Source organism: Burkholderia mycopellens (genome assembly GCF_964265025.1).
Classification (GTDB): domain Bacteria; phylum Pseudomonadota; class Gammaproteobacteria; order Burkholderiales; family Burkholderiaceae; genus Burkholderia.
Genome location: NZ_OZ183804.1, coordinates 490960 through 512596, shown reverse-complemented (window position 1 = coordinate 512596; position 21637 = coordinate 490960). Strand labels below are relative to the sequence as shown.

General features: G+C 66.9%; 24 protein-coding genes. 6 read left to right on the top strand and 18 right to left on the bottom strand.

The genetic code is table 11. The features are described from left to right. Positions 1–55 precede the first annotated feature (55 nt). The 17 genes from hflK to ACPTTC_RS36175 all read right to left on the bottom strand — a co-directional run bounded on the left by hflK (position 56) and on the right by ACPTTC_RS36175 (position 15642). Entirely contained in the window at positions 56–1951 is a 1896-nt protein-coding gene (gene hflK, locus ACPTTC_RS36255; protein WP_423396128.1) for a protease modulator HflK, read from the bottom strand. Positions 1952–2167: 216 nt separating this feature from the next. Next, positions 2168–2344 (bottom strand): hypothetical protein, encoded by a 177-nt coding sequence (locus tag ACPTTC_RS36250; protein WP_423396127.1) that lies wholly within the window; start codon positions 2342–2344, stop codon positions 2168–2170. Positions 2345–2681: 337 nt separating this feature from the next. Then, a complete protein-coding gene (locus ACPTTC_RS36245; RefSeq protein WP_423396126.1) occupies positions 2682–3644 on the bottom strand; it encodes a type II secretion system F family protein in 963 nt (320 codons plus the stop codon). Positions 3645–3680: 36 nt separating this feature from the next. Beyond that, positions 3681–4658 (bottom strand): type II secretion system F family protein, encoded by a 978-nt coding sequence (locus ACPTTC_RS36240; protein ID WP_423396125.1) that lies wholly within the window; start codon positions 4656–4658, stop codon positions 3681–3683. Positions 4659–4691: 33 nt separating this feature from the next. Then, on the bottom strand, positions 4692–6059 hold the full coding sequence (locus tag ACPTTC_RS36235) for a CpaF family protein (RefSeq protein WP_423396124.1): 1368 nt from the start codon (positions 6057–6059) through the stop codon (positions 4692–4694). Positions 6060–6078: 19 nt separating this feature from the next. Beyond that, positions 6079–7287 (bottom strand): AAA family ATPase, encoded by a 1209-nt coding sequence (locus tag ACPTTC_RS36230; protein ID WP_423396123.1) that lies wholly within the window; start codon positions 7285–7287, stop codon positions 6079–6081. Positions 7288–7309: 22 nt separating this feature from the next. Continuing rightward, positions 7310–7753: a TadE/TadG family type IV pilus assembly protein gene (locus ACPTTC_RS36225; RefSeq protein ID WP_423396122.1), complete on the bottom strand. Its 444-nt coding sequence runs from the start codon at positions 7751–7753 to the stop codon at positions 7310–7312. After that, complete coding sequence (locus ACPTTC_RS36220; RefSeq protein WP_423396121.1) at positions 7750–8283, bottom strand: TadE/TadG family type IV pilus assembly protein; 534 nt, start codon at positions 8281–8283, stop codon at positions 7750–7752. The genes ACPTTC_RS36225 and ACPTTC_RS36220 overlap by 4 nt, the downstream gene beginning before the upstream one ends. A gap of 13 nt (positions 8284–8296) precedes the next feature. After that, positions 8297–9568 carry a pilus assembly protein TadG-related protein gene (locus ACPTTC_RS36215; protein ID WP_423396120.1) on the bottom strand — a complete coding sequence of 424 codons (1272 nt, stop codon included), beginning with the start codon at positions 9566–9568 and terminating at the stop codon, positions 8297–8299. Positions 9569–9593: 25 nt separating this feature from the next. Further along, positions 9594–9890 carry a hypothetical protein gene (locus tag ACPTTC_RS36210; protein ID WP_423396119.1) on the bottom strand — a complete coding sequence of 99 codons (297 nt, stop codon included), beginning with the start codon at positions 9888–9890 and terminating at the stop codon, positions 9594–9596. Positions 9891–9911: 21 nt separating this feature from the next. Beyond that, entirely contained in the window at positions 9912–11849 is a 1938-nt protein-coding gene (locus tag ACPTTC_RS36205) for a type II and III secretion system protein family protein (protein ID WP_423396118.1), read from the bottom strand. 104 nt (positions 11850–11953) lie between these two features. Next, the gene (gene cpaB / locus ACPTTC_RS36200) at positions 11954–12793 is read right to left on the bottom strand and encodes a Flp pilus assembly protein CpaB (RefSeq protein ID WP_423396117.1); all 840 of its coding nucleotides are present in this window, start codon (positions 12791–12793) and stop codon (positions 11954–11956) included. Positions 12794–12828: 35 nt separating this feature from the next. Then, positions 12829–14229, bottom strand: a complete 1401-nt coding sequence (locus tag ACPTTC_RS36195; protein ID WP_423396116.1) for an ATP-binding protein — start codon at positions 14227–14229, stop codon at positions 12829–12831. Positions 14230–14261: 32 nt separating this feature from the next. Then, positions 14262–14801, bottom strand: a complete 540-nt coding sequence (locus ACPTTC_RS36190; protein ID WP_423396115.1) for an A24 family peptidase — start codon at positions 14799–14801, stop codon at positions 14262–14264. A 28-nt stretch (positions 14802–14829) separates the two neighbouring features. Further along, complete coding sequence (locus ACPTTC_RS36185; RefSeq protein ID WP_423396114.1) at positions 14830–15036, bottom strand: Flp family type IVb pilin; 207 nt, start codon at positions 15034–15036, stop codon at positions 14830–14832. A 91-nt stretch (positions 15037–15127) separates the two neighbouring features. Further along, entirely contained in the window at positions 15128–15310 is a 183-nt protein-coding gene (locus ACPTTC_RS36180; RefSeq protein ID WP_089444318.1) for a Flp family type IVb pilin, read from the bottom strand. A gap of 140 nt (positions 15311–15450) precedes the next feature. Continuing rightward, the gene (locus tag ACPTTC_RS36175; RefSeq protein WP_423396113.1) at positions 15451–15642 is read right to left on the bottom strand and encodes a Flp family type IVb pilin; all 192 of its coding nucleotides are present in this window, start codon (positions 15640–15642) and stop codon (positions 15451–15453) included. A 691-nt stretch (positions 15643–16333) separates the two neighbouring features. On the opposite strand from ACPTTC_RS36175, the gene ACPTTC_RS36170 reads away from it, so the two are divergent. From ACPTTC_RS36170 to ACPTTC_RS36150, 5 genes are all read left to right on the top strand, one after another. Beyond that, the gene (locus ACPTTC_RS36170; protein WP_423396112.1) at positions 16334–16615 is read left to right on the top strand and encodes a hypothetical protein; all 282 of its coding nucleotides are present in this window, start codon (positions 16334–16336) and stop codon (positions 16613–16615) included. Positions 16616–16693: 78 nt separating this feature from the next. Next, positions 16694–17935, top strand: a complete 1242-nt coding sequence (locus ACPTTC_RS36165; RefSeq protein WP_423396111.1) for a glycosyltransferase family 87 protein — start codon at positions 16694–16696, stop codon at positions 17933–17935. Next, positions 17932–19311 carry a glycosyltransferase family 87 protein gene (locus ACPTTC_RS36160; RefSeq protein ID WP_423396110.1) on the top strand — a complete coding sequence of 460 codons (1380 nt, stop codon included), beginning with the start codon at positions 17932–17934 and terminating at the stop codon, positions 19309–19311. Before ACPTTC_RS36165 ends, ACPTTC_RS36160 begins: the two co-directional genes overlap by 4 nt. Positions 19312–19336: 25 nt before the next feature. Further along, positions 19337–20380: a glycosyltransferase family 2 protein gene (locus ACPTTC_RS36155; RefSeq protein WP_423396109.1), complete on the top strand. Its 1044-nt coding sequence runs from the start codon at positions 19337–19339 to the stop codon at positions 20378–20380. Positions 20381–20395: 15 nt separating this feature from the next. Continuing rightward, the gene (locus ACPTTC_RS36150; RefSeq protein ID WP_423396108.1) at positions 20396–20809 is read left to right on the top strand and encodes a GtrA family protein; all 414 of its coding nucleotides are present in this window, start codon (positions 20396–20398) and stop codon (positions 20807–20809) included. 8 nt (positions 20810–20817) lie between these two features. Here the strand turns inward: ACPTTC_RS36150 and ACPTTC_RS36145 are convergent, their stop codons facing one another. Then, complete coding sequence (locus ACPTTC_RS36145; protein ID WP_423396107.1) at positions 20818–21057, bottom strand: hypothetical protein; 240 nt, start codon at positions 21055–21057, stop codon at positions 20818–20820. A 20-nt stretch (positions 21058–21077) separates the two neighbouring features. Here ACPTTC_RS36145 and ACPTTC_RS36140 point away from each other — a divergent pair, with 20 nt between their 5' ends. Beyond that, on the top strand, positions 21078–21581 hold the full coding sequence (locus ACPTTC_RS36140) for an inclusion body family protein (RefSeq protein WP_175952420.1): 504 nt from the start codon (positions 21078–21080) through the stop codon (positions 21579–21581). Positions 21582–21637: the final 56 nt, after the last annotated feature.

Genomic DNA, 21637 nt, shown 5'->3' with positions numbered 1-21637 from the left:
GGCGGCACGGCCTGCCGCCGTGTTGCGCCGCCCGCGCGGATAATGCCGCGACATGTCAATGGATGCCGGCCAGATCGCCGGCAGGCGTGTTGCGAAGATCGACGGTCGCCCGCGTGCCGTCGGCAAGCCGGTCGTCGATGATCGTCATGCGCGCGTTGCTCAGCCCACGCTGCAGCCGGTCGAGGTAATACTCGAACGGAAACGCGGGGCCGCCGAGCCGGTACGCGACCAGGTCGGCGTCGAAATCGATCTGCTGCACGCGCGCCGACGACACCGTGTCGCCGGCCTGCGCTTCAGCGTGCGCGACCCGTTCGAGCGCCTGCTGCTGCGCGTTGCCGAGCAGGCCGGCCGCGAAGCCGCGCGCCTGCGCGACGCTACCCTGCGCGCGGATCTGCGCGGCCTGCACGTCGTGGAAGGCGGCGGCCGCACCGGTCGGCGGATGCACGCTCTCGATCACGACCGCGATCACGTCGACCCCGCTTTGCAGCCGGTCGAGCTGCTGCTGGATCGCGCGCTTCAACTGGTCGGCCATCGCGGCCTGGTTCGTTTCCAGCAGCGATTCGAGCGTATGCGACGCGAGGTAGTGCACGAGTTCGCGATTGGCGCTCGTGCGCACCGTGCTTTCCGGGTCGATCGTGCGATAGAGCGCCGCGCGCGCATCGGCATCGGTCAGGCCGAGACGGTAGTCGACCCGCACGTCGGCGTTGACGATCTGGAAGTTCTGGCGGTCGCCGTTCGCGCCGGCGATCACCTGGGTGGTTTCCCACGGATGCGGCACATCCCATAGACGGTCGATGCGTTCGGGGGTCGGGCCGTCGGCCGGCACGGGCGACGTATCGGCGCTGCCGTCATTCGCGCTGCCCGCGATCGCGACCTGGTGCACCGCGCCGTTGTCGACGATGCGCGCGCGCCCGAACGGCCAGGGCAGGCCGACGTGCAGGCCCGGCTGCCAGACCGCGACCGGCGCGCCGAACCGTTCATAGACGGCGCGCTGCTCCGGGTTCAGCACGACGACGGCGGTGAGCAGCCATGCACACGCTGCGGTGGCGGCGAGCGCGGCAGGCAGCAGCCGCACGAAGCTGCGCCAGCCCCAGCTCTGCCGCAGATCGATGCCATAACGATGGCGCAGCTCCGCGCCGAGCGACGCGAACGGCGACGGGCGCCGGCTCAGCAGCCCGGCGATCGCGCTGGTCGGCACGACGGCGCCGCGCGGCACCGCAAACCACGTCAGCACGCCGCGCAGCGCCAGTTCCGCGGCGACGGCTGCATTGAGCAGCGCGACCGCATGCACGAGCCAGTCTGCGGTGCGGTGCCGGAACGCGAACCAGGCGGCGGCGAGCGCACCCGCGAGCGCGGTGACGAGCGCGACGCGCAGCACCCGCTTGAGCGACGCGGACACCGCCGAACCGCTGGCCGCCGCCGCATGATGGCGCTCGGCGACGAGCGTCAGAAAAGCGAGGACGATGCAGGCCGCGCCGGCCGCGAGCGTGGGTTCGGGCGCCGCCATCGCGCGCACCAGCATCGCGGGCGACGGCGGCTGCCACGCGAGCGCGGCCAGCGCGGCGGAGAGCACGCCGCCGGCGGCGACGGCCCACGGCCGCCAGTCGATCGCGGCGGCGATCGCCGGCCACGGGTTGTCGTCGTGCTCCGGCTCCTGCTTGCGGCTGAACGCGCTGCGCAGCCAGTCGCCGATCAGCGTGATGGCCGTCCCTTCCGGGAGAGGGCGGCGCGCACGGTGGGCGAGCAGCACGCCGATCGCGACGACGAGCACGTTGCACCATGCGCTGGCGAGCGGCGCGCACCAGCGCAGATCCGCGGGCAGGACGTCGACGGCGCCCAGCGTGCCGAGCGCGACGACCAGCAACGCGGCGGCCCCTGCGACCGGCGCGAGTGCGTCGCGGCCGGCCGGGCTGCCGGGATTGTCGTCGTTGCCTTCCGCCTGTTGCCGCATCGGGGTTCCTTACGTACGCATTACAAAATGAGCAGGAGTCCGTGCGGAAATCTGCGAGCGGCAATGTAGCGCGCTGGATGATGAAACTCAAGGTATCGATGCGATTGACATGACCGGCGAAACAATCGTGCGGATCGGATTTTTCTGCCGCATGGCGGGCCATGCGTCCTTCCACCGCCCGCGCCGCGAATCCTCCCGGATTCAGATCAGATGCCGTTACGTAGCCGGCCCGATCTCCAGCACGCGGCCGGAGATCGGCACGAACGCGATGCGGATACGCTCGCCGTTACACAACGGGTCATAGACGGCCTTGTCGATCCGGAAGCGCCGACGCGGCACGTCGGGACCGTCGTCGGCAACGTTCAGGTTATCGCGCGGCGCCGATCCTGTCATCGCCGCGATGGCGTTCGAGAGGCGCTGGAGCGCCGGCCGCGATCCGCCGCCTCCGCGTCATCGCGCACAACGCGATGCCGGCAAACGTCGCCGGCATTCAGGTTAGCAGTAGGGGGCAGCCGATCAGGCTGTGGACTACGGCTAGTTCCATGGTCGACCATGGGCCCAGGATGCCTTGACGCCGCTATGGTCAACCTGTCTCGCGGCGCCGCCTGGTGAGGGCGCTTCCATGAAGCCCGTTACCGTGCCGGCCGGCGGGGGTGGCCGTCCGGCACGCAGAACCTTTATCGACGATTCAGGCGATCGCGTCGATCCCGGCATGACGCCGGCTCGCCGCTCACGGCGACATCCCGACGAAGGTCGGCAGCAGCACGCGATAGACGTGAATCATCGCCGGCCCGAGCAGCACCAGCATCAGCGACGGAAAGATGCAGAAGATCAGCGGGAACAGCAGCTTCAGCGCGATCTTCGCGGCCCGCTCCTCCGCGCGCATCCGGCGCCGCGTGCGCAGCATGTCCGACAGCACGCGCAGCGATTCGCTGATGCTCGTGCCGAACCGGTCGGCCTGGATCAGCATCGCGCAGAACGACTCGATGTCTTCCGTGCCGGTACGCAGCGCGAGATTGCGCAGCGCCGCCTCCTTCGTGAAGCCGGAGCGCATCTCGAGCAGCATCAGGTCGAATTCGCTCGAGACCACCTCGCTGCTGAAACGCAGCTCCTCGCTCACCTTCATCAGCGCGGCGTCGAGCCCCAACCCCGCTTCGACGCACACGGTAAGCAGGTCGAGGGCGTCCGGAAAATCCTCGAAGATCTTCTGCTGGCGCACCTTGATCCGCTGCGATAGCACGATGTTCGGAATGTAATAGCCGAACCCGGCCAGCACGACGAGGATCACCGACAGGATCGCGCGCTCGTCGCCGAGCCGGGTCGTGATCAGCACCAGCAGCGCCGCGCACGGCAACGCGAGCGCGAGTACCGTCTTGGCGGTGAAATACAGCGCGGCCGCGCTCGGGTTGCGCCAGCCGGCATTCATGAGCCGGACGCGCAGCGGCGAACTCTCCCAGCCCTCCTTCGGCACCGACAGCTTCGAGATCGGGGTGGACAGCTCCACCAGCTTCGCGACCCAGCGCGACGCCATGTCGTCGCCGTCGCCGGAAGCCACGCCGGCGCCGCCGGCCTGCTGGATGCGGCGCTGGATATTGCGCGGCGCGAACAGCAGCATCGCGACGAGCGCGCCGCCGGCCACGAAGAGGAACAAGCCGCCGAGCATCACGGCGTGGACTACGCTCAGGTTTGGCATGACAGCCTCGCAACGGTTCGTGATTCGATTGGCGCGTCAGACGCGAATGCGGACAATTCGGCGGATCCAGAGCAGACCAAAGGCCATCGACACCAGCATCACGCCGATCATCCTGATCCCTGCCGGATCCTCCCAGAGCACCGACAGGAACTCGCGGTTGAGCAGCGCGATCGCCCCCGCGGTCCCGAACGGCAGCAGCCCGAGAATCCACGCCGACAGCCGCCCTTCCGCCGACAGCACGCGCACCTTGTCGAACAGCTTGAAGCGCTCGCGGATCAGCGCGGAGATGCTGTCGAGCAGCTCGGCCAGGTTGCCGCCGGTCTCGCGCTGGATCAGCACCGCGATCACGAAGTAGCGCAGATCCTGCACCGGCACGCGTGTCGCGAGGTTCATCAGCGCGTCGTGCAGCGACACGCCGTAGTTGACCTCGTCGAACGTGATCCGGAACTCGCCGCCCATCGGATCGGGAAACTCTTCGCTCACCATCCCGAGCGTGCTCGTGAACGAATGACCGGAACGCAGCGCGCGCGAAATCATGTCGCAAATATCCGGCAACTGCCGTTCGAGCTTGCGCATGCGCCGCCTGCGGCCGCGCATCACGTACATCGTCGGCAGGCAGCCTGCAAACAGCGCGATCGGCAGCGCGGCCAGTTGCGGCAACGTGGCGAAGCTCAACGCCAGCCACGCGAGCGCCGGGAACACCGCGCTGAGCACCATCAGCTTCGGCAGCGTCCAGTCGAGGCCCGATTGTTGGATCAGGAGATCGAGCGCATGCACGCGCGGCACGCGCAGCAGCCACTGATCGAACGGCTTCGACTCGTCGAGCATCCGCTTCTTCAGGATCGACAGCCGCTCCTGCTGCACGTTGCCGCCGGCCGACATCGCGCGAATCCGCGACTCGATCCGGCGCGCGGCGGTGCCGTGCCGCGCGTTCCACCATTGATACGCGCCTTCGATCGTCAGCACGACCGCGACGAACGTGAGAATCACAAAGGCGTAAAAGATCGTGTTCATGCGGCCTCCCCGGCAGCAAACGGCGCCATGTCGTCAGTTCGTCTCGTAACGCTGCGACGGATCGTAGAGCGCATCCGGCAGGTTGATGCCGAACCCCTGCAGCCGCTCGACGAACTTCGGCCGCACACCCGTCGCGCAGAAGTGGCCGCGCACCGTACCGTCGCGGTCCACGCCCGTGCGCTTGAACGTGAAGATCTCCTGCATGTTGATGATGTCGCCTTCCATCCCGGTCAGCTCCTGGATACTGACGATCTTGCGCTTGCCGTCGGTCAGCCGCGCCGCCTGCACGACCACCGAGATCGCCGACGCGATCTGCTGGCGCATCGTCTTCGGCGGCAGCGCCAGGCCGGAGATGCTGATCATGTTCTCGAGCCGCGTCAGCGCGTCGCGCGGCGTGTTCGCGTGGATCGTCGCGAGCGAGCCTTCGTGGCCGGTGTTCATCGCATTGAGCATGTCGAGCGCTTCGGCGCCGCGCACTTCGCCGAGGATGATCCGGTCCGGGCGCATCCGCAGCGCGTTGCGCACCAGGGTGCGCTGCGTGATCTCGCCCTTGCCCTCGATGTTCGGCGGGCGCGTTTCGAGCCGCAGCACGTGTGGCTGCTGCAGTTGCAGCTCGGCGGCATCCTCGATCGTCACGATCCGCTCGTTGCGCGGAATGAAGCCGGACAGGATGTTGAGCAGCGTCGTCTTGCCGCTGCCGGTGCCGCCCGATACCAGCACGTTCACCTTCGCGCGCGACAGCGCGTCGAGCAGTTCGGCCATCGGCGGTGTCAGGCTGTGGTAGCGCACGAGGTCGTCCATCTTCAGCGGGTTGACCGCGAAGCGGCGAATCGACATCAGCGGCCCGTCGATCGCCGACGGCGGGATGATCGCGTTCACGCGCGAGCCGTCCGGCAGCCGCGCATCGACCATCGGGCTCGATTCGTCGATGCGGCGCCCGACACGCGACACGATCTTCTCGATCACCTTCATCAGGTGCGCGTCGTCGTAGAACGTCACGTCGGTGAGTTCGAGCTGGCCGCTGCGCTCGACATAGACCTGCCGGTACGTGTTCACGAGGATGTCGGAAATGCCGGGGTCGCGCAGCAGCACTTCGAGCGGACCGAAGCCGAACATCTCGTCATACACGTCGATCGCGAGCTGCCGCCGTTCGATATCGTTCGCAGGCATCCGTTCGTCGTCGAGGATGCGCGAGATCAGCGCGGCGATTTCCTGCCGGACCTGATCCTGCTGCATCCGCGACAGGCGCTCCAGCTCGACGCGCTCGAGCACGGCCAGGTGAATTTCGCGGCGCAGTTTCTGGTACGCGTCGCGTACCGACGAATGAGCCGGGCCGGCCGGCTCGCTGCCCGCCGCCAGCGGCGGGGTCCGGTGCAACGACATCTGTTCGCGCAATGACATGATCGATTCCCCGAAAGAATTACATGGACTTGAGCTTCGGCGTGACCTTGCGGCCGAAAAGCCTGGACATCAGCGGTTCGCTGCGCACGGCGCCGGGTCCCGCGCGCACCTCCCCTTCGACGAGCTGTTTCGCGTAACCCTGCAGCGCACGCGTGACCGCCGCGCCGCGTGCGAGCCGCGACACCGGATGGCCCTGGTTGATCGCTTCGAGCACGGTGTCGGCGTCGTCGGGAATCGTGCAGGCGGCCTTCAGGCCGAGCACTTCCTCGAGCGCGGTACGGGTCCGGTCGCTCGTGCGCGTCGCACGGTTCAGGACGAGCCGCATCTGGTCGGTCGAGTAGCCGAGCGACACGAGAATCTCCAGCAGCCGGCGGCCGGCGCGCACGTGCGGCATCGTGGGCTGCATCACGAGCTCGATCTGGTCGCTGCGATCCAGCGCAACCATCGACAGCGGATTCACGCCAACGCCGATGTCGAAGATCACGAAGTCGTAGCGCGGCGCGGCAACGCCCAGGATCCATTCGAGCGCGTCGTCACGCATCTCCGCAGCCTTGACCGGATCGCCGGCGCCCGCGAGCACGTGGAAGTTCTCCGTCACGTGCGCGACGCTCGCATCGAGGAACGCGCTGTCGAGCCGCTCGATCTGCGCGCACAGCTGCGGCAGCGTCGACGGCGGCGTTTCGTCGCTGACGAGAAAGGCCGCGTCGGCGAACTGCTGGTTCAGGTCGATCAGCAGCACACGGCGCTTGAAGCCCTCCGCGATCTCGAATGCGACATTGCTGGCCGCGAAGCTCGTGCCGGACCCGCCCTTGCACGACATGAACGACACGATCCGCGTATCGTCGGTGTCGCACCGCGTGCTTTGCGCGGCCGCGCGTTCGAGCGCATTGCCAAGCGCCTGCGTGTCGAGCGGCCACTGCAGCACGTCGCGTGCGCCCGCGCGCATCGCGTCGAGCAGCACGTGCGGCGACGTGTCCGCCGTCATGAGGATGCAGGTCAGCCCGGCGTGAGCACGACAGATCCGCTCGATTGCCGCCAGCTCGAATGCGTCGAGCGACGTGCCGTCGACCAGCAGGATGTCGAACGCGTCCAGTCCGTCGGTGCGATGCTCGATCTGCGACGGGCGGCCGTTCGCGCGCGTGGCGCGATAGCGTCCGCAGTCGGCCACGAGGCGCGCGATCTGCGAGAGGCGCGCGGTGTCGTCGGAAGCTACGAGGATGTTGATCATGTCGTGTGCCTCGCCTGTTCGATCAATTGCAGTTGGCGCCGCCGGTCGCGGAGGTCAGGCTTTCGCGCGGCAGTGTGGTCGTGAACGGCGGCATCGTCACCGAGACGTTCATGAATGGGATCATCGTCTTGACCGTGACGTTCGTGACGCTCACGGTCACGAACGAGCATGAGGTCACGTCGCAGTTGGCCGGCGAGTAGTTCACCGACACGTTTGCGTTCGACAGCAGCGGCAGCAGCGCCGTCACGCGCTTCGCGACGCCGGCGGCGTTGACGTCGCAGACCACCGCCGTGCGTGCGCCGAGGCGCACGGCTTCGCTTGCGGTGTTCCAGTAGAACAGCACTCGGCCGAATTCGAAGATGCCGATCAGCAGCATGACCAGGATCGAAGCGATCAGCCCGAACTCGACGAGTGCCGAGCCGCGCTGGCCGCGCCGGCGTGACAGCGGGAAACGGCGCGCGTTCATGACACTTGCCTCATCACGGTGACGATGTTGCCGAACGTGATCGACGTGATCCCCGGGTACACGGGGATCGGCTGGTACTTGTAGCCCTTGATCTTCACTTCGACGACGTTGATGGCGCCCGTCGCGGTACCGCTCGCCGCGTTGTTGTTCGCGTCGTAAGTCGGCAGGTTCGCGAACTGCGACGGGTCGGACGTGTCGTTGCAGCCGGTGGTGTGCTGCGCGTCGCAGACGGTCACCATCGACGTCGTGAGACCGGGCACGAGCTCGGTGCCGGATGCACCGCACGTCGTGCTGCCGTAGACGACGAGGCACTGCGCCGCCGACACCGGATACGCGCTGTCGGTCGGCAACCAGACCGACAGGTAGCGCGCCGCATCGCGCGTCGCCTTGGTCAGCGTCTCGTACTGGTAGATCGCGCGGCCGAACTCGGCCACGCCGGTCGCGAGCAGGATCATCGGCATCAGCACGATCGCGAACTCGACGGCAACCACGCCACGAGTGCGCGAACGGCGAAACGGGTGCTTGTTCATGGTCGTCTCTCCGCTATTGGACGAGCATCGGAACCTGGGTCCCCGACGCGCTGCCGCTGCCGGGCATCCCGTGCGTCGCGCACGGGTTGTTGCCCGAGACCGACGAGCCGAGGTATTCGAGGTGTGCGACGATCCCGCCCTTGCCGGGGCTGAACGGCAAGGGGTCGAGCATCAGCACGCAATCCCATTGCGTGACGTGCACCTTGCCGCTGGCGCCGTTCAGCGACGAGCAGTCGCCTTCCGGGGCGAGCGCGACGCGGCGGTCGCCGCCGTAGGTCTGGTAGTTGCTTGCCGTCGCGGTGCCGTTGGTTGCGATCCCGCTGCCGGCCGGCGGCGTGCCGTCGCCCTGGTAGGGCTTGAAGTTGGTGCGGTCGGTCACGAACTGCGTGTACGCGTCGCCCTTGATGCCGGCCGTTCCGGGCGGCCCGTAGTTCGGTCCGACATACGCGTAGCCGGTGAAGTCGGGCTGGCCGCTCGATCCGTTCGCACCGTTCGTATAGATGCCGAAACGCGTATTCCAGGCGCGCAGCGACGCCGACTTCAGGCCGGTCGAACCGAGGTCCGGCGGGCTCGTGATGTTGCAGGTGTTGCCCGACAGCTCGCTCGCGATGGTCGGTTCGTTCGTCGAGCCGTCGAGCGCGGCCCAGCCGAAGTTGCCGGGCCCGTAGGTCGTCGACGAACCGGACAGGGACGTGATCCAGTCGCCGACGTTGTAGGATGGCGCGCCGGTCGCGCGGCACACGAACACCGGAATCGCGCAGGTCGTCTGCCCGCCGCCGACCGTCGCGATCGCGCTGGCCGACACGGTCGCCGCGTTCGCGAGCTTCGTGCCCGGCAGCACGTTCAGCACCTCGATGAACCAGTTCGCGATGTTGCTCAGCGACGCGGTGCACTGCACGTACTTGATGTTTGCCGGCGTCGTGACTGAGTTCTTCGTCAGGAACGGATCGGTAAGCGAATCGCTGAACGTGACGTTCGCATTCGTCGACAACTGCACCGACTGGTTCTGGAAGAACACGAAGTTTAGGTGGCCGGCGGCAATGCCATCGGCCTCGGCCACGGACAGGCTGATGGCCCCTGTCAGGTCACGCGCAGCCGACAGCGCGCACGCATCGGCGCTGTTCTGCAATTCGCTGCGCGTGACGTACAGCTTGCCGAGATCCAGCGCGAGGCCGACGAACCCGATCATCACCGCCAGTGCGAGACCGACGATGATCGCGACGGCACCGCGCTGGCGATGCCGGCTGCGACGCATGGCTTTCGGATAGCGAACTGCGCTGTTCATGGCGTTCTCCCTGAGCGTGCCGTCGTTACTGGGTGGCCTTGCCGACCCCGATCACGAACGCGTTGACGGGCGGATCGATCTGCTTGAACGACTTGTCGTAGTTGTCGAGCGCCGAAGCAGCCGCGCTGCCGTCGACCACCGTCGTCGCGGCCGCGTGTTCGGCGGCATGCGGATCGATGATCTGGGCCTGCGTCACGGCGCGGACCGACTGGCCGAAGCGGGTGTCCCACACCGGGGTCGACGACATGCAGCCGGCAAGCGCGAAGGCGAGCGGTGCGGCGAGCGCCGCGCGGCGCACGAATACGAGGTAGGCGGATTTCATGAGTGTCCCCTTGGGATGGCATCAACGATCGGTGGACTCGGATTCCGAGCGGGCGATCTGCGCGTGGGCGGCCGCCGGGATCCGTTGCTTCGGTCCCGCCGGCGCGGCCGGTGCGTCGCGGCCGGCCGCCGCAAGGCGCGCGGCGGCGGCTTCGATGTGCGCGACGCGGGCCGCGTTGGCTGCGCCGGCCGCGTCGTGCTGCGGCGCGGCGGCCGCCACCGGCGCGGGCGTCTTCTGCGGTTCGGCCGGTACCGGCGGCTGCGCGTCCGAGCCCTGCGGGGCGCGCGGTGCGGGCAGCGCGGCGGCCTGGCCGGCCGGCGCTTCCGATTGCGGCGCCGGTGCCGGTGCGGGCGCTTGCGCCGGTGCCTGCGGAGCGGCAGCTGCGCCGTTCGACGGTTGTGCACCCGGCTTGCGAACCCCGCCGCGGCCTTCCATGTTGCCCGTCGCATACACGTCGGCTTCGTTCGGCTTCGAGAAGCTGTCGGTCGGCAGCGGCACGTCGGCGGTCTGCAGCGGCTTCACCAGGTGCGGCGTGATCAGGAAGATCAGCTCGGTGCGGTCCTGCTGGAACGACGTGCTGCGGAACAGCGCGCCGAGCACCGGCATTTCGCCCACGCCCGGGAGCGCCTTCAGCGCGCCTGTCACGTTGTCCTTGATCAGCCCGCCGATCGCGAACGATTCGCCGTCGCTCATCTGCACCGTCGTCGACGCGCGCCGTGTCGTGATCAGCGGCAGGATCGACGTGCCGCCGATGTTGGTCGAGCTCAGCGTGACGCCCGTCTGCGACAGCTCCGACACTTCCGGCGCCACCTTCAGGCTGATCCGGCCGTTCGCCAGCACGGTCGGCGTGAACTTCAGCGCGACGCCGAACTCCTCTTCCTGCAGCGTGATCGACGACGTGCCGTTGCCGCTGCTCTGCGGGATCGGGATGAAGATCTTGCCGCCGGCGAGGAACGTCGCTTCCTGGCCGCTGATCGTCACAAGATTCGGTTCCGCGAGGATCTTGACCAGGTTGTCGGTGTTCTGCGCGTCGGCCGCGAGGTTGAACGGCTTGTTGTTCGCCTTGCTGAACGCGATTCCGCTTGCGACGCCCGCGAGCAGGTTGCTGACCAGCGCACCGCTCCACGAACCGAACCCGCCCTGGATGTTGAGCGCGCTGCCCATCTGGTTCATCAGCGTCTTCGACACCTCGGCCACCTTCACCTCGAGCATCACCTGCTGCGGCGACGTGACGGCCAGCATGTTCAGCACACCGCCACCGCTTTGCTTGCCGCCCGCGGCCGGGTCGCCGGCGCCGGCGCTGTCGCCATACGCATGCGCGATCTGCACGGCCTGCTGCGCGGCCTGCGAGCTCGACACGGTGCCCGACAGCACGATCGTGCCGGCCGCGGTCGTCACGCGGATATCGCGCTCGTTCGGCATCAGCTGCTGCAGCGACGCCTGCAGGCCGCCGGCATCCGCGCCGACCGCCACGTCGATCACGCGGCATGCGCCGCTCCTGCCCTGCACGATCATGTTCGTCGTGCCGACCGACAGCCCGAGGATGTACAGCGTCTGCGGCGACACCATCGTGGCCTGTGCGACGGCCGGATTGCCGATCGTCCGATTGCGGACCGGCTCCGGCATCGGCACCAGCAGCGACTTGCCGAGCGGCACGCTGATGCTGGTCGAATCACGCACGGCGCCGACGCAGTTCGGCCCGCGCAGCGGTCCCGCCGACGCGGCGGGCGCGGCGGCCGCGACCGGCCCCATGCTGATCGTCATCTGCATCGGCCCCTTGCCGATGGTGGCCGGCGCGCCGGCGCCGCCCTTCGTCAGCGCGCCCGCTTCGACGCCTTCCTGCGCCAGTGCGCCATAGACGGTCAGCCATCCTGAACAGAGGATCGCGGCCATCATCGTGCCCCGTGCGACGCGTGTACGCAGCGGCCCGGTACCTGTGCATTGCGGTTTGAGCTTCATTTCGTCTGATCCCCCGAGAGTCCGGCGCTGCGCCGGTTATCGACTTCCAAGGCCGCCGTGTCTCACTGACGGCCGATCTGTTTGTCTGGATGGGTGCGCCTGCGTCAGAAGCATTCGACGCTGCCCCTCACGCCCGTCAGCACGCCGACGCAGTCGCGCCGTACTTCCGGCGCCGCGTGCGATGCGACGTGCACGCGTACCGTCCGCACATGGGCCGGCGCCGGCGGCGCTTCGGGCGCGGGCTCCTTGCCGAGCAACGTCAGCTTGGTCGCACCGCCGGTGTTCAGCGTCTTCTGGTCGACCTGGTTGCGCAGCACGAGCGACAGCGTGCCGACACTGCGCGCGAGGTCGAGCCGTTCGGCCTGGTCGGGCGTGACTTCCAGCGTGACCGCGTTGACGACCTTCGGCGCCGTGTCGTCGCGGCTCACTTGCTGCGCGACGGCGAGCACGAGGATGTGCTCGAGCACGATCTTCGAGATGCTCTGCCCGTCGGTCTTGCCTTGCTGTTCCTGCGTGTTGACGATCACGTCGACGTAGTTGCCCGGCAGCGCGAAGCCCGCGACGCCAACCACGTCGTTCACGCGCACCGTGATCGCGCGGCTGCCATCCGAGATCACCGCGGACAGCCCGCCCTTCGTGCCGACCGGCGCGAGCTTCGATTCGATCACCGGCTCGTCTCGCGACAGGCTGGTGCGGACCACGCGCCCTTCGAGCGCCTTGGTATCGGTGAACGCACCGGCCGGCACGCTGCCCGCCGGCCAGCTCACCATGCGGATCTGGTTCGGCCCGAGCGGTTCGCCCAGGTTCAGGTCGACGGCCGCCACCGCAACCGGCGTGACCGAGCTCGTGGATGTCTGCATCAGCCAGTGCGACGCGAACACAACCGCGGCAAGACCCGCGACCATCGCTACGACCAGCATCAGGACCGCTCGACTGTTTTTCATGGCAATGCTCCTCGACGAATCGTGAAAGAAACGGCTCAACCGGTGACGTAGGTGCGCCCGCCGCGCTCGATGGGCGGCGGATGGCAGCCGTCCCGTTCAGGCACCGCGCCGAAATAGCTCGCCCATGCGTCGTACAGCGCGTCGTGCGTCACTTCGGGCGGATCGCCGCGGTAACGCGCGCCGGCGGCCACGAGACGCAGCAGGTCCGCCGGGAAACAGGCGAGAAACGCCTTGCCGGTCGGCAGATGCAGCCGATGCAGCAGGTAGTCGAACGCATCGCTCGCCGATACGAGCCCCAGCGATGCGCAGGCCGCGTTGTACACCGCGCGGTAGTCGTCGATCGACAGCGCGCCGACGTGCAGCTTCGAGCCGAGGCGGCGCAGGAATGCGTCGTCGCCCAGCTGCTCCGGCGACAGGTTGCTCGAGAACACCGGCCAGACGTCGAACGGCAGCACGAAGCGGTTGCCGGATTCGAGCGTCATGAAATCCACGCCGCGATCGAGCGGGCGCAGCCAGCGATTGAGCAGGTCGCGCGGCTCGACGCGCTGGCGGCCGAGATCGTCGACGACGTACATGCCCATGTTCGCCTTCATGTGCGGGGGCGCCTGGTAGAAGCCGGCGGCTTCGTCGCGGCGCAGGTCGAGCTCGTCGAGCGTCAGTTCGCCGCCGGACATCACGACGGGCCGATGGCACAGGCGCCAGCGGCGATCGACCGACTGGCCGCCGGGTTGCGATGCCGCGTCGACATGCACGAGCGGGTCGTAGACCTGGATCACTTCGCCGGCCGCGCAGACCGCGTGCGGCACCGGCACGTAGCCGTGCATCAGCGAACCGAGCCGCTCGGCGAGGAAGGTCTTGCCGCTGCCGGCCGGGCCATAGATCAGCAGCGGGCGGCCCGCGTTCAGCGCCGCGGCCGCGGCGTCGAGCACCGACGTGTCGATCACGATGCCTTCGAAGGCGGCCCACACGTCGTTCTGGCCGACGTGCAGCTTGCGCACCGAATGCGCGGCCACGCACGCGAGATACGCGTCGAGCGGCACCGGCGCGGGCCCGCTGTAGCCGCTGCGCGCCCGTTCCTCGAGCGCACTGACACGGCCCGCGTCGGTCAGGCGGAACGTCACGTCGAGATCGGTCGCACCGCGATGCGTGAGCTCGACGAGATGCTCACGCACGAGGAACGCGAAGACGTCATCGAGTACCGCGAGCGGCAGGCAGTGCCGCTCGACCAGGTCGCCGTACGACGGGCGGCCGAGCATCAGCGTCGACTTCAGCACGAGCCCGGCAACGAACGTCTTGCTCAGTCCCGTTTCGTCGAGCGAGCGCGGCGCCGCCGGCAGCTGCGCGCCCAGCTTCGTACGCGCCTCCCGCGACGGCAACGGATCGGGCAGATGGGCGACCTGCGCGTCGCGTCTCGGTTCGGTATGAGTCGTGTTCATGGTCGTTCCATCCTCGTTGCGGGTGCGTCGCGCTACGCGTACGACGCAAACAGCATGACCAGCGTGCCGGCCGCGATCGCGACGCCATACGGCAGCGAGCCGACCGACGTGATTGCCGCGGAGCCGTCGGCGGCCTCCGCACGCGTGCCTCGCGCGTGCCGCGCGAGCAGCGCGCGGACGTTCGCCCACATCTGGCGCATCCGCCCGCGCAACAGCACGGCCGCGAGTGCGCCGATCCCGCCGGCCACGAAGGTGGCCAGCACGATGTAAAGCGTCATTTCCGCGCCGACCCACGCACCGATCGCGAGCATCAGCTTCACGTCGCCGGCCGCCATCCCGCGCAACAGGTAGAACGGCACCAGCAGCGCGAAACCGGTCGCCGCGCCGGCGAGCCAGCCGAGCGCGCCTGCCAGGACGCCGTGCAGCAGGCACTGGGCGGCCAGCGCACCGGCGAGGCCGAGCGCGACGAGGCGATTCGGAATGCGGCGGGCCGCGATGTCCGTGCCGGCCGCGACGACCGCGAGCAGCGTCACGCACAACGGAATCGGGTAAGGCGGCGCAACGGGTAACATGGCGAACCTCGCGGAGCGAATCGAAGGATCAGGAAACCATCGCCAGCGCGGTAGCCGCGGCGGCCAGGACGGCCGTTGCGATCACCACGGACGTATCGGCAAGCGAGCCTTTCAGCGTGATTGCGATGCCCAGCACCGCGACGGCCAACGTCGCAGCGAGGAACGCATACTCGATCGACGCCATGCCCTGCTCGTCGCCGATCCCGAGGCTTGCGATACGCGCCCTGGTTTGCATGATGGTCTCCGGTACCGGGTGATCAGATGCGTGGGAGCGGCTCGAACGCTGCACCGGCCGAGCCGTCCGCACGCTCTGCTTGTCAACGGCCTCAAACGGCCGCGGTCAGGTCGGCAGCGATCGTGGTGAACACGGTCTTGAGTTGCGTACCGACCGCGGTGACTGCCACGATGATGCCGACTGCGATCAGTGCGGCGATCAGGCCGTATTCGATGGCGGTCACGCCGTCTTCATCGCGAACGAAACGGGCGGCTTGTTGAATGAACTTGGACATGATGATCTCCTTGCGTGGTGACTTTCAAAGCCCTCGCGTGCCGGCTGGTCGGATGACCTTGCATCGATACGTCGAGAGCGGGTGTTGATGCCGTGTGGTGCCGACGAGCGATTCGGATGCGCCGTTCGTCGTACCGTCCATCAAAGTGCTGTTACCGCCGAGTCCAGACTTGAGGCAATCGTGCTGAACACGGTCGACAGGTCCGTACCGATCGCCGTCAACGCAACGACGATGCCGACCGCGATCAGTGCCGCGATCAGGCCGTATTCAATGGCCGTCACGCCGCCCTGATCCTGAGCGAACCAGGCGATCTTTTCGATGACTCTTGACATAAATAACCTCCTTTCGGACTGCTACGAATTACCCTTCGTCCTTCAGGACGTCGGGACGGGCACCACCGGCACTACTCGAAAAATCGGAACGCGCCGCTCAGCCGCGGGAACGGGGATGCACACCCCTGTCCGTGCGAACGGGTATCAGTGAGGCAGAGCGCGAGAGAGGCGTGTACGGTGCGACCGGCCGGATGAACCGGACGATCCGATCGACCTGAACGGCACGACTGCCGTTCGACGCATGGAATCCAGTTGAACGGGAGAGCAACTCCCCGCAAAGCTGCAATGTGTCTTTGACGCGGTTTGCGAGCCGCGATGTGCTGTGGTCTTTCATTTTTATTCCCCGTCTTTGGCCATGCCAATTTCTTATTGCCCTGACGATACCGGGCCTCATGGGTCATTCGACGAAAGCTCGTGCGGTTGATCGACCTGGAGCTGCGTATTCCCCGACGCGCTCCGGCCCGCCGTTCCGCAGGTGATTCCGAAGCGGGTTCCATCTGCTCTTTGCCGGAACCGCCTGGTCGTCACCTCGTCGACTGCCGTGCCAACGCTTACGCAAAGAGCGGGCCACCCGGAGCGAAATCGAGGCGCATCAAGGGTTCCGGCGATGCCAGCGTTCCCCGGCCCGGGGCCCGATACGCGAAATGTTTCAAATTTGACATAGGTTTTCCCGCAAGCGTCGTAAGCCGGAATGCCCGCCGCCGCGCTGCGCAAAGGGTCAAAAATTTTTACTCGGGACTTTCCCGAACGCGCGAAGCGGCCTGCGTGTCATGCCGCCGGCAGGATGCGGCGCCGGTCAAAATGGCCGAATGTTTCAAAGCAGAAACATGAAATGCCGCCGCATCGATTTTTCAACCCGGAAAACGCGGTTTTCACCTGCGTCATCGGTCAATCCAGATACCGGCTTTCAGTGAGCGGTTTGCATCACGCGGTTTTTTCTTCAACAATGAATTCACCGGACAGCGCCATTTGAGCGCGATTCGATCCGCAGGCACGACAACATCGAACGGCTGCGACACGCCAGGCAGCCTCTACACACATACGGGGAATCATGTACACAGCCGATCGTTGGACGCGCGTTCGCGCCATGCGCCGTGCTCAATGGCTGACAGCCGACCGGATCATTCCGTACAGCTGCATCATGCTGATGCTCTTCGTCGCGTTGGCGATCGTGTGGGGTGTCGTGTCCGATGGCTTTACCTCGAGCGACACGGTTCGCCCGGGTATCGACTTCTCCGTGTTCTGGACCGCATCGCATCTCGTGTTGCAAGGCCATGCCGCATCGGCCTACGACGCCTCGTCATTCCTGCAGGCCGAATCCGCGCACTTCGGTGCGTATCTGCAGCATCGGCCGCTTCCCTGGCTCTATCCGCCGACGATGTTGCTGTTCATCGCGCCGGTTGCCCTTGTGCCTTTCCTGCCCGCTTACGTTCTCTTTTCCGCGGGCAGTCTTTTATGCTACGCGTTCGCCATCTCGCGGTTGTCGGGATTGCGCGCGCATCTTCCCGTGCCGCGCGCCGCGGCGCTCGTCGTGATCGCGTATTCGGCGGTGTGCCTGTCCGCACTGTTCGGCCAGAACAGCATCCTGACCGCCGGCCTCGCCGCACTCGCGCTGCATCTGCTCGGCAAGCGCCCGGTCGCGGCCGGCGTGCTGATCGGGCTGCTCGCGATCAAGCCGCAACTGGCCGTCGTGTTCCCGTTCGCGCTGATCGCGGCGCGTGCGTGGCGCGCGTTCGGCGCAGCGGCAATCAGCGCGACGCTGTTCGCGGCGGCCGGGATCGCACTGACCGGGGCCGGCGCGCTGCATGGGCTCGGCGAGGCCGTGTCGACGGTGCGCGACCAGCATTTCATGCTGCCGTCGTACTGGCTCGCGTCGCCGACGCCGTTCGCCGCGCTGCGCCTCGCAGGCATGTCGGTGCCGGTCGCGCTCGCCGCGCAGGCGGCGGTCGCCCTGCTCGCCATCGCGGCGACCGTCGACGTGTGGCGCCGCACGCCCGACATGCGCTTGCGCGGCGCCGCACTCTCCGTCGCCACCTTGCTGACTACGCCTTATCTGTGGCACTACGAACTGACCTGGCTCGGGATCGCGATCTTCTGCCTGATCGCCCTTGGTTTCGAGGAAGGCTGGCGGCCCGGCGACCAGGCGGTGATCGTGCTCGCCTGGCTGCTGCCGATCTTCGAGATGCTGAACCGGTTGATGAAGCTGCCGCAGATCGGCCCGGTCGTCCTGCTTGCCGTGCTGTTCGTCGTCGTTCGCCGCACGGTGCGGCACTCGCCCCGGAATTCGCGATGAAGACGCCCCTTTCCGTTCGCCACGCCCATCCTGCGACGGATGTCCATCCGGAACTCCCGATCGCGGGCCCGCGCCGTTACCCTCACTGGCTCAATCGCGAGCGCGTGCGCGTCTATGCCGGCGGGGCGTTGCTGGCCGAACTGCTGTGCGTCGGCATCTACATCGCCCGGCTGTACTTGCAGCATGGCGCTTCGCTGGTCCCGCTGTCGCAGGATTTCTCCGCGATCTGGAGCGCGGCCTGGCTCGCCGCGCACGGGCGTGCCGCCGACGTCTGGCATTTCAACGCGCTGTTTGCGATCCAGCAACTCGCCGTTCCGGGAATCAATCTCGAGGACGGCGTGCTCCTGTGGCTCTATCCGCCCAGCATGCTGTTGCTGGTCATGCCGCTCGGCTGGCTTCCGTACACGCTGGCGGTCACGCTCTGGCTCGGCGTTACGTACGCGCTGTTCGCCGTCGTCATGCATTCGACCGTGCAGCGCGGCACCGCGTGGCTGTGCGCGCTGGCCTTCCCTGCCGCATTCGTGACCATCGTCGTCGGGCAAACCAGCCTGTTTACCGCCACGCTCGGCGGCCTCGGCCTGCTGCTCCTGAATCGTCGCCCCGTGTGGGCCGGAATCTGCTTCGGCATGTTGATGATGAAGCCACAGATGGCCATCCTGTTCCCGCTCGCGCTGCTGTGTGCCGGCCAGTGGCGTGCGCTGGCCGCGTGGGCCGCGACGATCGCCGCGTGTGTCGCGCTCGCCGCGCTCGCGTTCGGCACCGACTCGTGGATCGCCTTCGCACACGGGATGCACGATGTCTACCAGGTCGTCGGCGCCGGCCATGCGAAGCTCACGCGGATGCCTACCGTGTTCGCGCTGGCCGCGCTGGCGGGCTGGCCCACCTACGTCGCCAGCGGCCTGCAGCTGCTGTCCGCGGCGCTCGGGGCGCTCGCCGTCGTCCATGCATGGCGCGGCGCATGCTCGTACGCGCTGCGCGCCGCAACCCTCGCGTGCGCCTGCCTGCTCGTCAGCCCCTATCTATACGACTACGACCTGACCTGGTACGGCATCGTGATCGCGTGGTACGCACGCTACGCGTGGACGCACGGCTGGCGGCGTTTCGATCGCGAATGGCTGATGCTGCTGTGGCTGACGCCGCTCGCGGGCCTCGTGGTCGTGCCGCATCTGTCGTTCCAGTTCATGCCGCTCGTCACGCTGGCGTCGCTGGGGCTGCTCGTCAGCCGGATCGGCCGGGAACGACGCGACGTGCCGTCGATGCCGGACGCACGCGATCACTCGACCGAAACCGCGTTCACCCATCAGGCCAGAACGCACCACCGCCCGGCGTACGGATTGCGCCGCACCGGCCGACCCACCATCGGCATGCATCGGTGAAACGGACTTCACAAGGGGAATCATCATGCGGGAATCGCTCTATACGCCGCTCGTATCGCTGGTCGTGCCGTTCTATAACGAAGGCGAGGCCGTCGAGCGCTTCTTCGACGTCGTGATTCCGCTGATGACGTCCATCGACGCGATCCGTTTCGAAATCGTCTGCGTGAACGACGGCAGCCGCGACGACACACTCGAACGGCTGATCCGGATCAGCACCGGCGAGCGGCGCGTGCGAGTGATCGATCTCACCCGCAACTTCGGCAAGGAAGCCGCGCTCACGGCCGGCCTCGACGAAGCGCTCGGCGATGCCGTGATTCCGCTCGACGCCGACCTGCAGGATCCGCCCAGCCTGATTCCGGTGATGATCGAGCACTGGCGCGACGGCGCGGAAGTCGTCGCCGCGAAGCGCAGCAACCGTGCGTGCGATTCGTTCGCGAAACGCACGGCGGCCGCGATCTACTATCGCGTGCACAACCTGCTGTCGGACGTGAAACTGCCGGAGAACGTCGGCGATTTCCGGCTGATGGACCGCAAGGTCGTGAACGCGCTGCGGAACCTGCCCGAGCGGCATCGCTTCATGAAGGGGCTGTTCGCGTGGGTCGGCTACCAGACCGTGATCGTCGAATACCAGCGCGACGCACGCAGCGCCGGGCACTCGAAGTTCTCCGGCTGGAAGCTGTGGAATTTCGCGCTGGAAGGCATCACCAGCTTCAGTACCGTGCCGCTGCGCAGCTGGACCTACATCGGCGTCGGCATCGCCGCGCTCTCGTTCCTGTACGGCTTGTTCATCATCGTTCGCACCTTGCTGTTCGGCAATGCGGTGCTCGGCTACGCGTCGCTGATCTCGGTCACGCTGTTCATCGGCGGGATCGAGCTCATCGGGATCGGTGTCGTCGGCGAATACATCGGGCGCATCTACGACGAGTCGAAGCAACGGCCCGTCTACCTGATCCGCCGCCGCTACCAGGCACACAGCAAGGTGATCGACCTCCGGGTCGCGCGCGATGCGCGCCGCCAGATCGCACGCCGGCGCACGCAGCCGGCCCGTGCGCGGATCGGCGCACGCTGACGCACGCCGGCGGCCATGATCGGCCTGCTCCATGGCGAACGCACGCGGCTCGTGCGCTTCGGCGTGTCCGGGCTCGGCTCGACCGCGATCCACACGCTGGTCGCGGCGGCGCTGTTCGCGCGGCTCGATGCGACGCTGGTGACGGCGAACGCGATCGCCTTCCTCTGCGCGACGGCGTTCTCGTATCTCGCGAATACGCTGTGGAGCTTCTCGTCGACGGTGGGCACCCGCAACGCGGTGCGCTTTCTCGCGGTCACGCTGGCCGGCTTCGTCGAAACGATGCTGCTCGCGCGGGCTGCCGAAGCGCTCGACATGTCCCGCGGGATGAGCATCGTCGCGATCGCGCTGCTGGTTCCGCCGACCACGTTCGTGCTGCACCGGTTCTGGACCTACCGGCAAGTCATCCCTCTCCCCGCCGCCCGAAAATAAGCGGCCACTCAATTAAGAGGTTCAATATCGCAACATTTTAGTAATGCATCAAATCGATTGACTTCAATTTTAAAATTACCGCCTGAAATAATATTAAATACCCTGTTTACTTTTACAGCTTCCAGAATTAACCGAACGGGATAACCTGCATTCGCCATCTCGACTGCACATGGCTTGATCGGAACAAAGCCTTTCAGGACAAGGCGATGGCGGCCGCACGAAGCAATTCGCGCAACAACAAGTCCCATTCATTCAAACGGGAGCTTCTATGTCACGCGTTACCGATGTGCTCGTCTCTTTCGATACCGAAACCATTCTCAAAAAATATCCTAATCCCAGCAAGAATCCGAATAGCCCGACGCTGATCGACTGGAAGCACGTGTACATGGTCACCAACCAGGACAACGTGGTTTCGGGTCAGGCGGGCGGCGAACTCGACCTGAAGGCGCAAGTCGGCGACCTCATCCGCTGGCGGGAAACGAGCCTGTCGCTCGGCTTCGAGAACCAGGTGGTGTTCTACAAGTTCATCGGCAACGTCGGCAACGAACTGATCTCGACGCCCACGCCGCGGGTCGCGGAAGCGTCGATTCCGGTGCCGAACACCAGCAAGCCGGACGTGCCGACCTGCCAGAAGGTCGCGAACTACTACTGGTCGTCGGAATGCCTGAAGGTCGGCCGCGTGACCTATCACTTCCAGTTCCAGATCATCGATCGCAACTGCCAGAGCCAGGGCTGCTTCTCCTGGGATCCGTTCATCTCGATCCATAACTGATCGCGGCAGGCGGGCGGCCGCGCGGCGGCTGCCCGCGTCACCCAATTGTTGCGGAG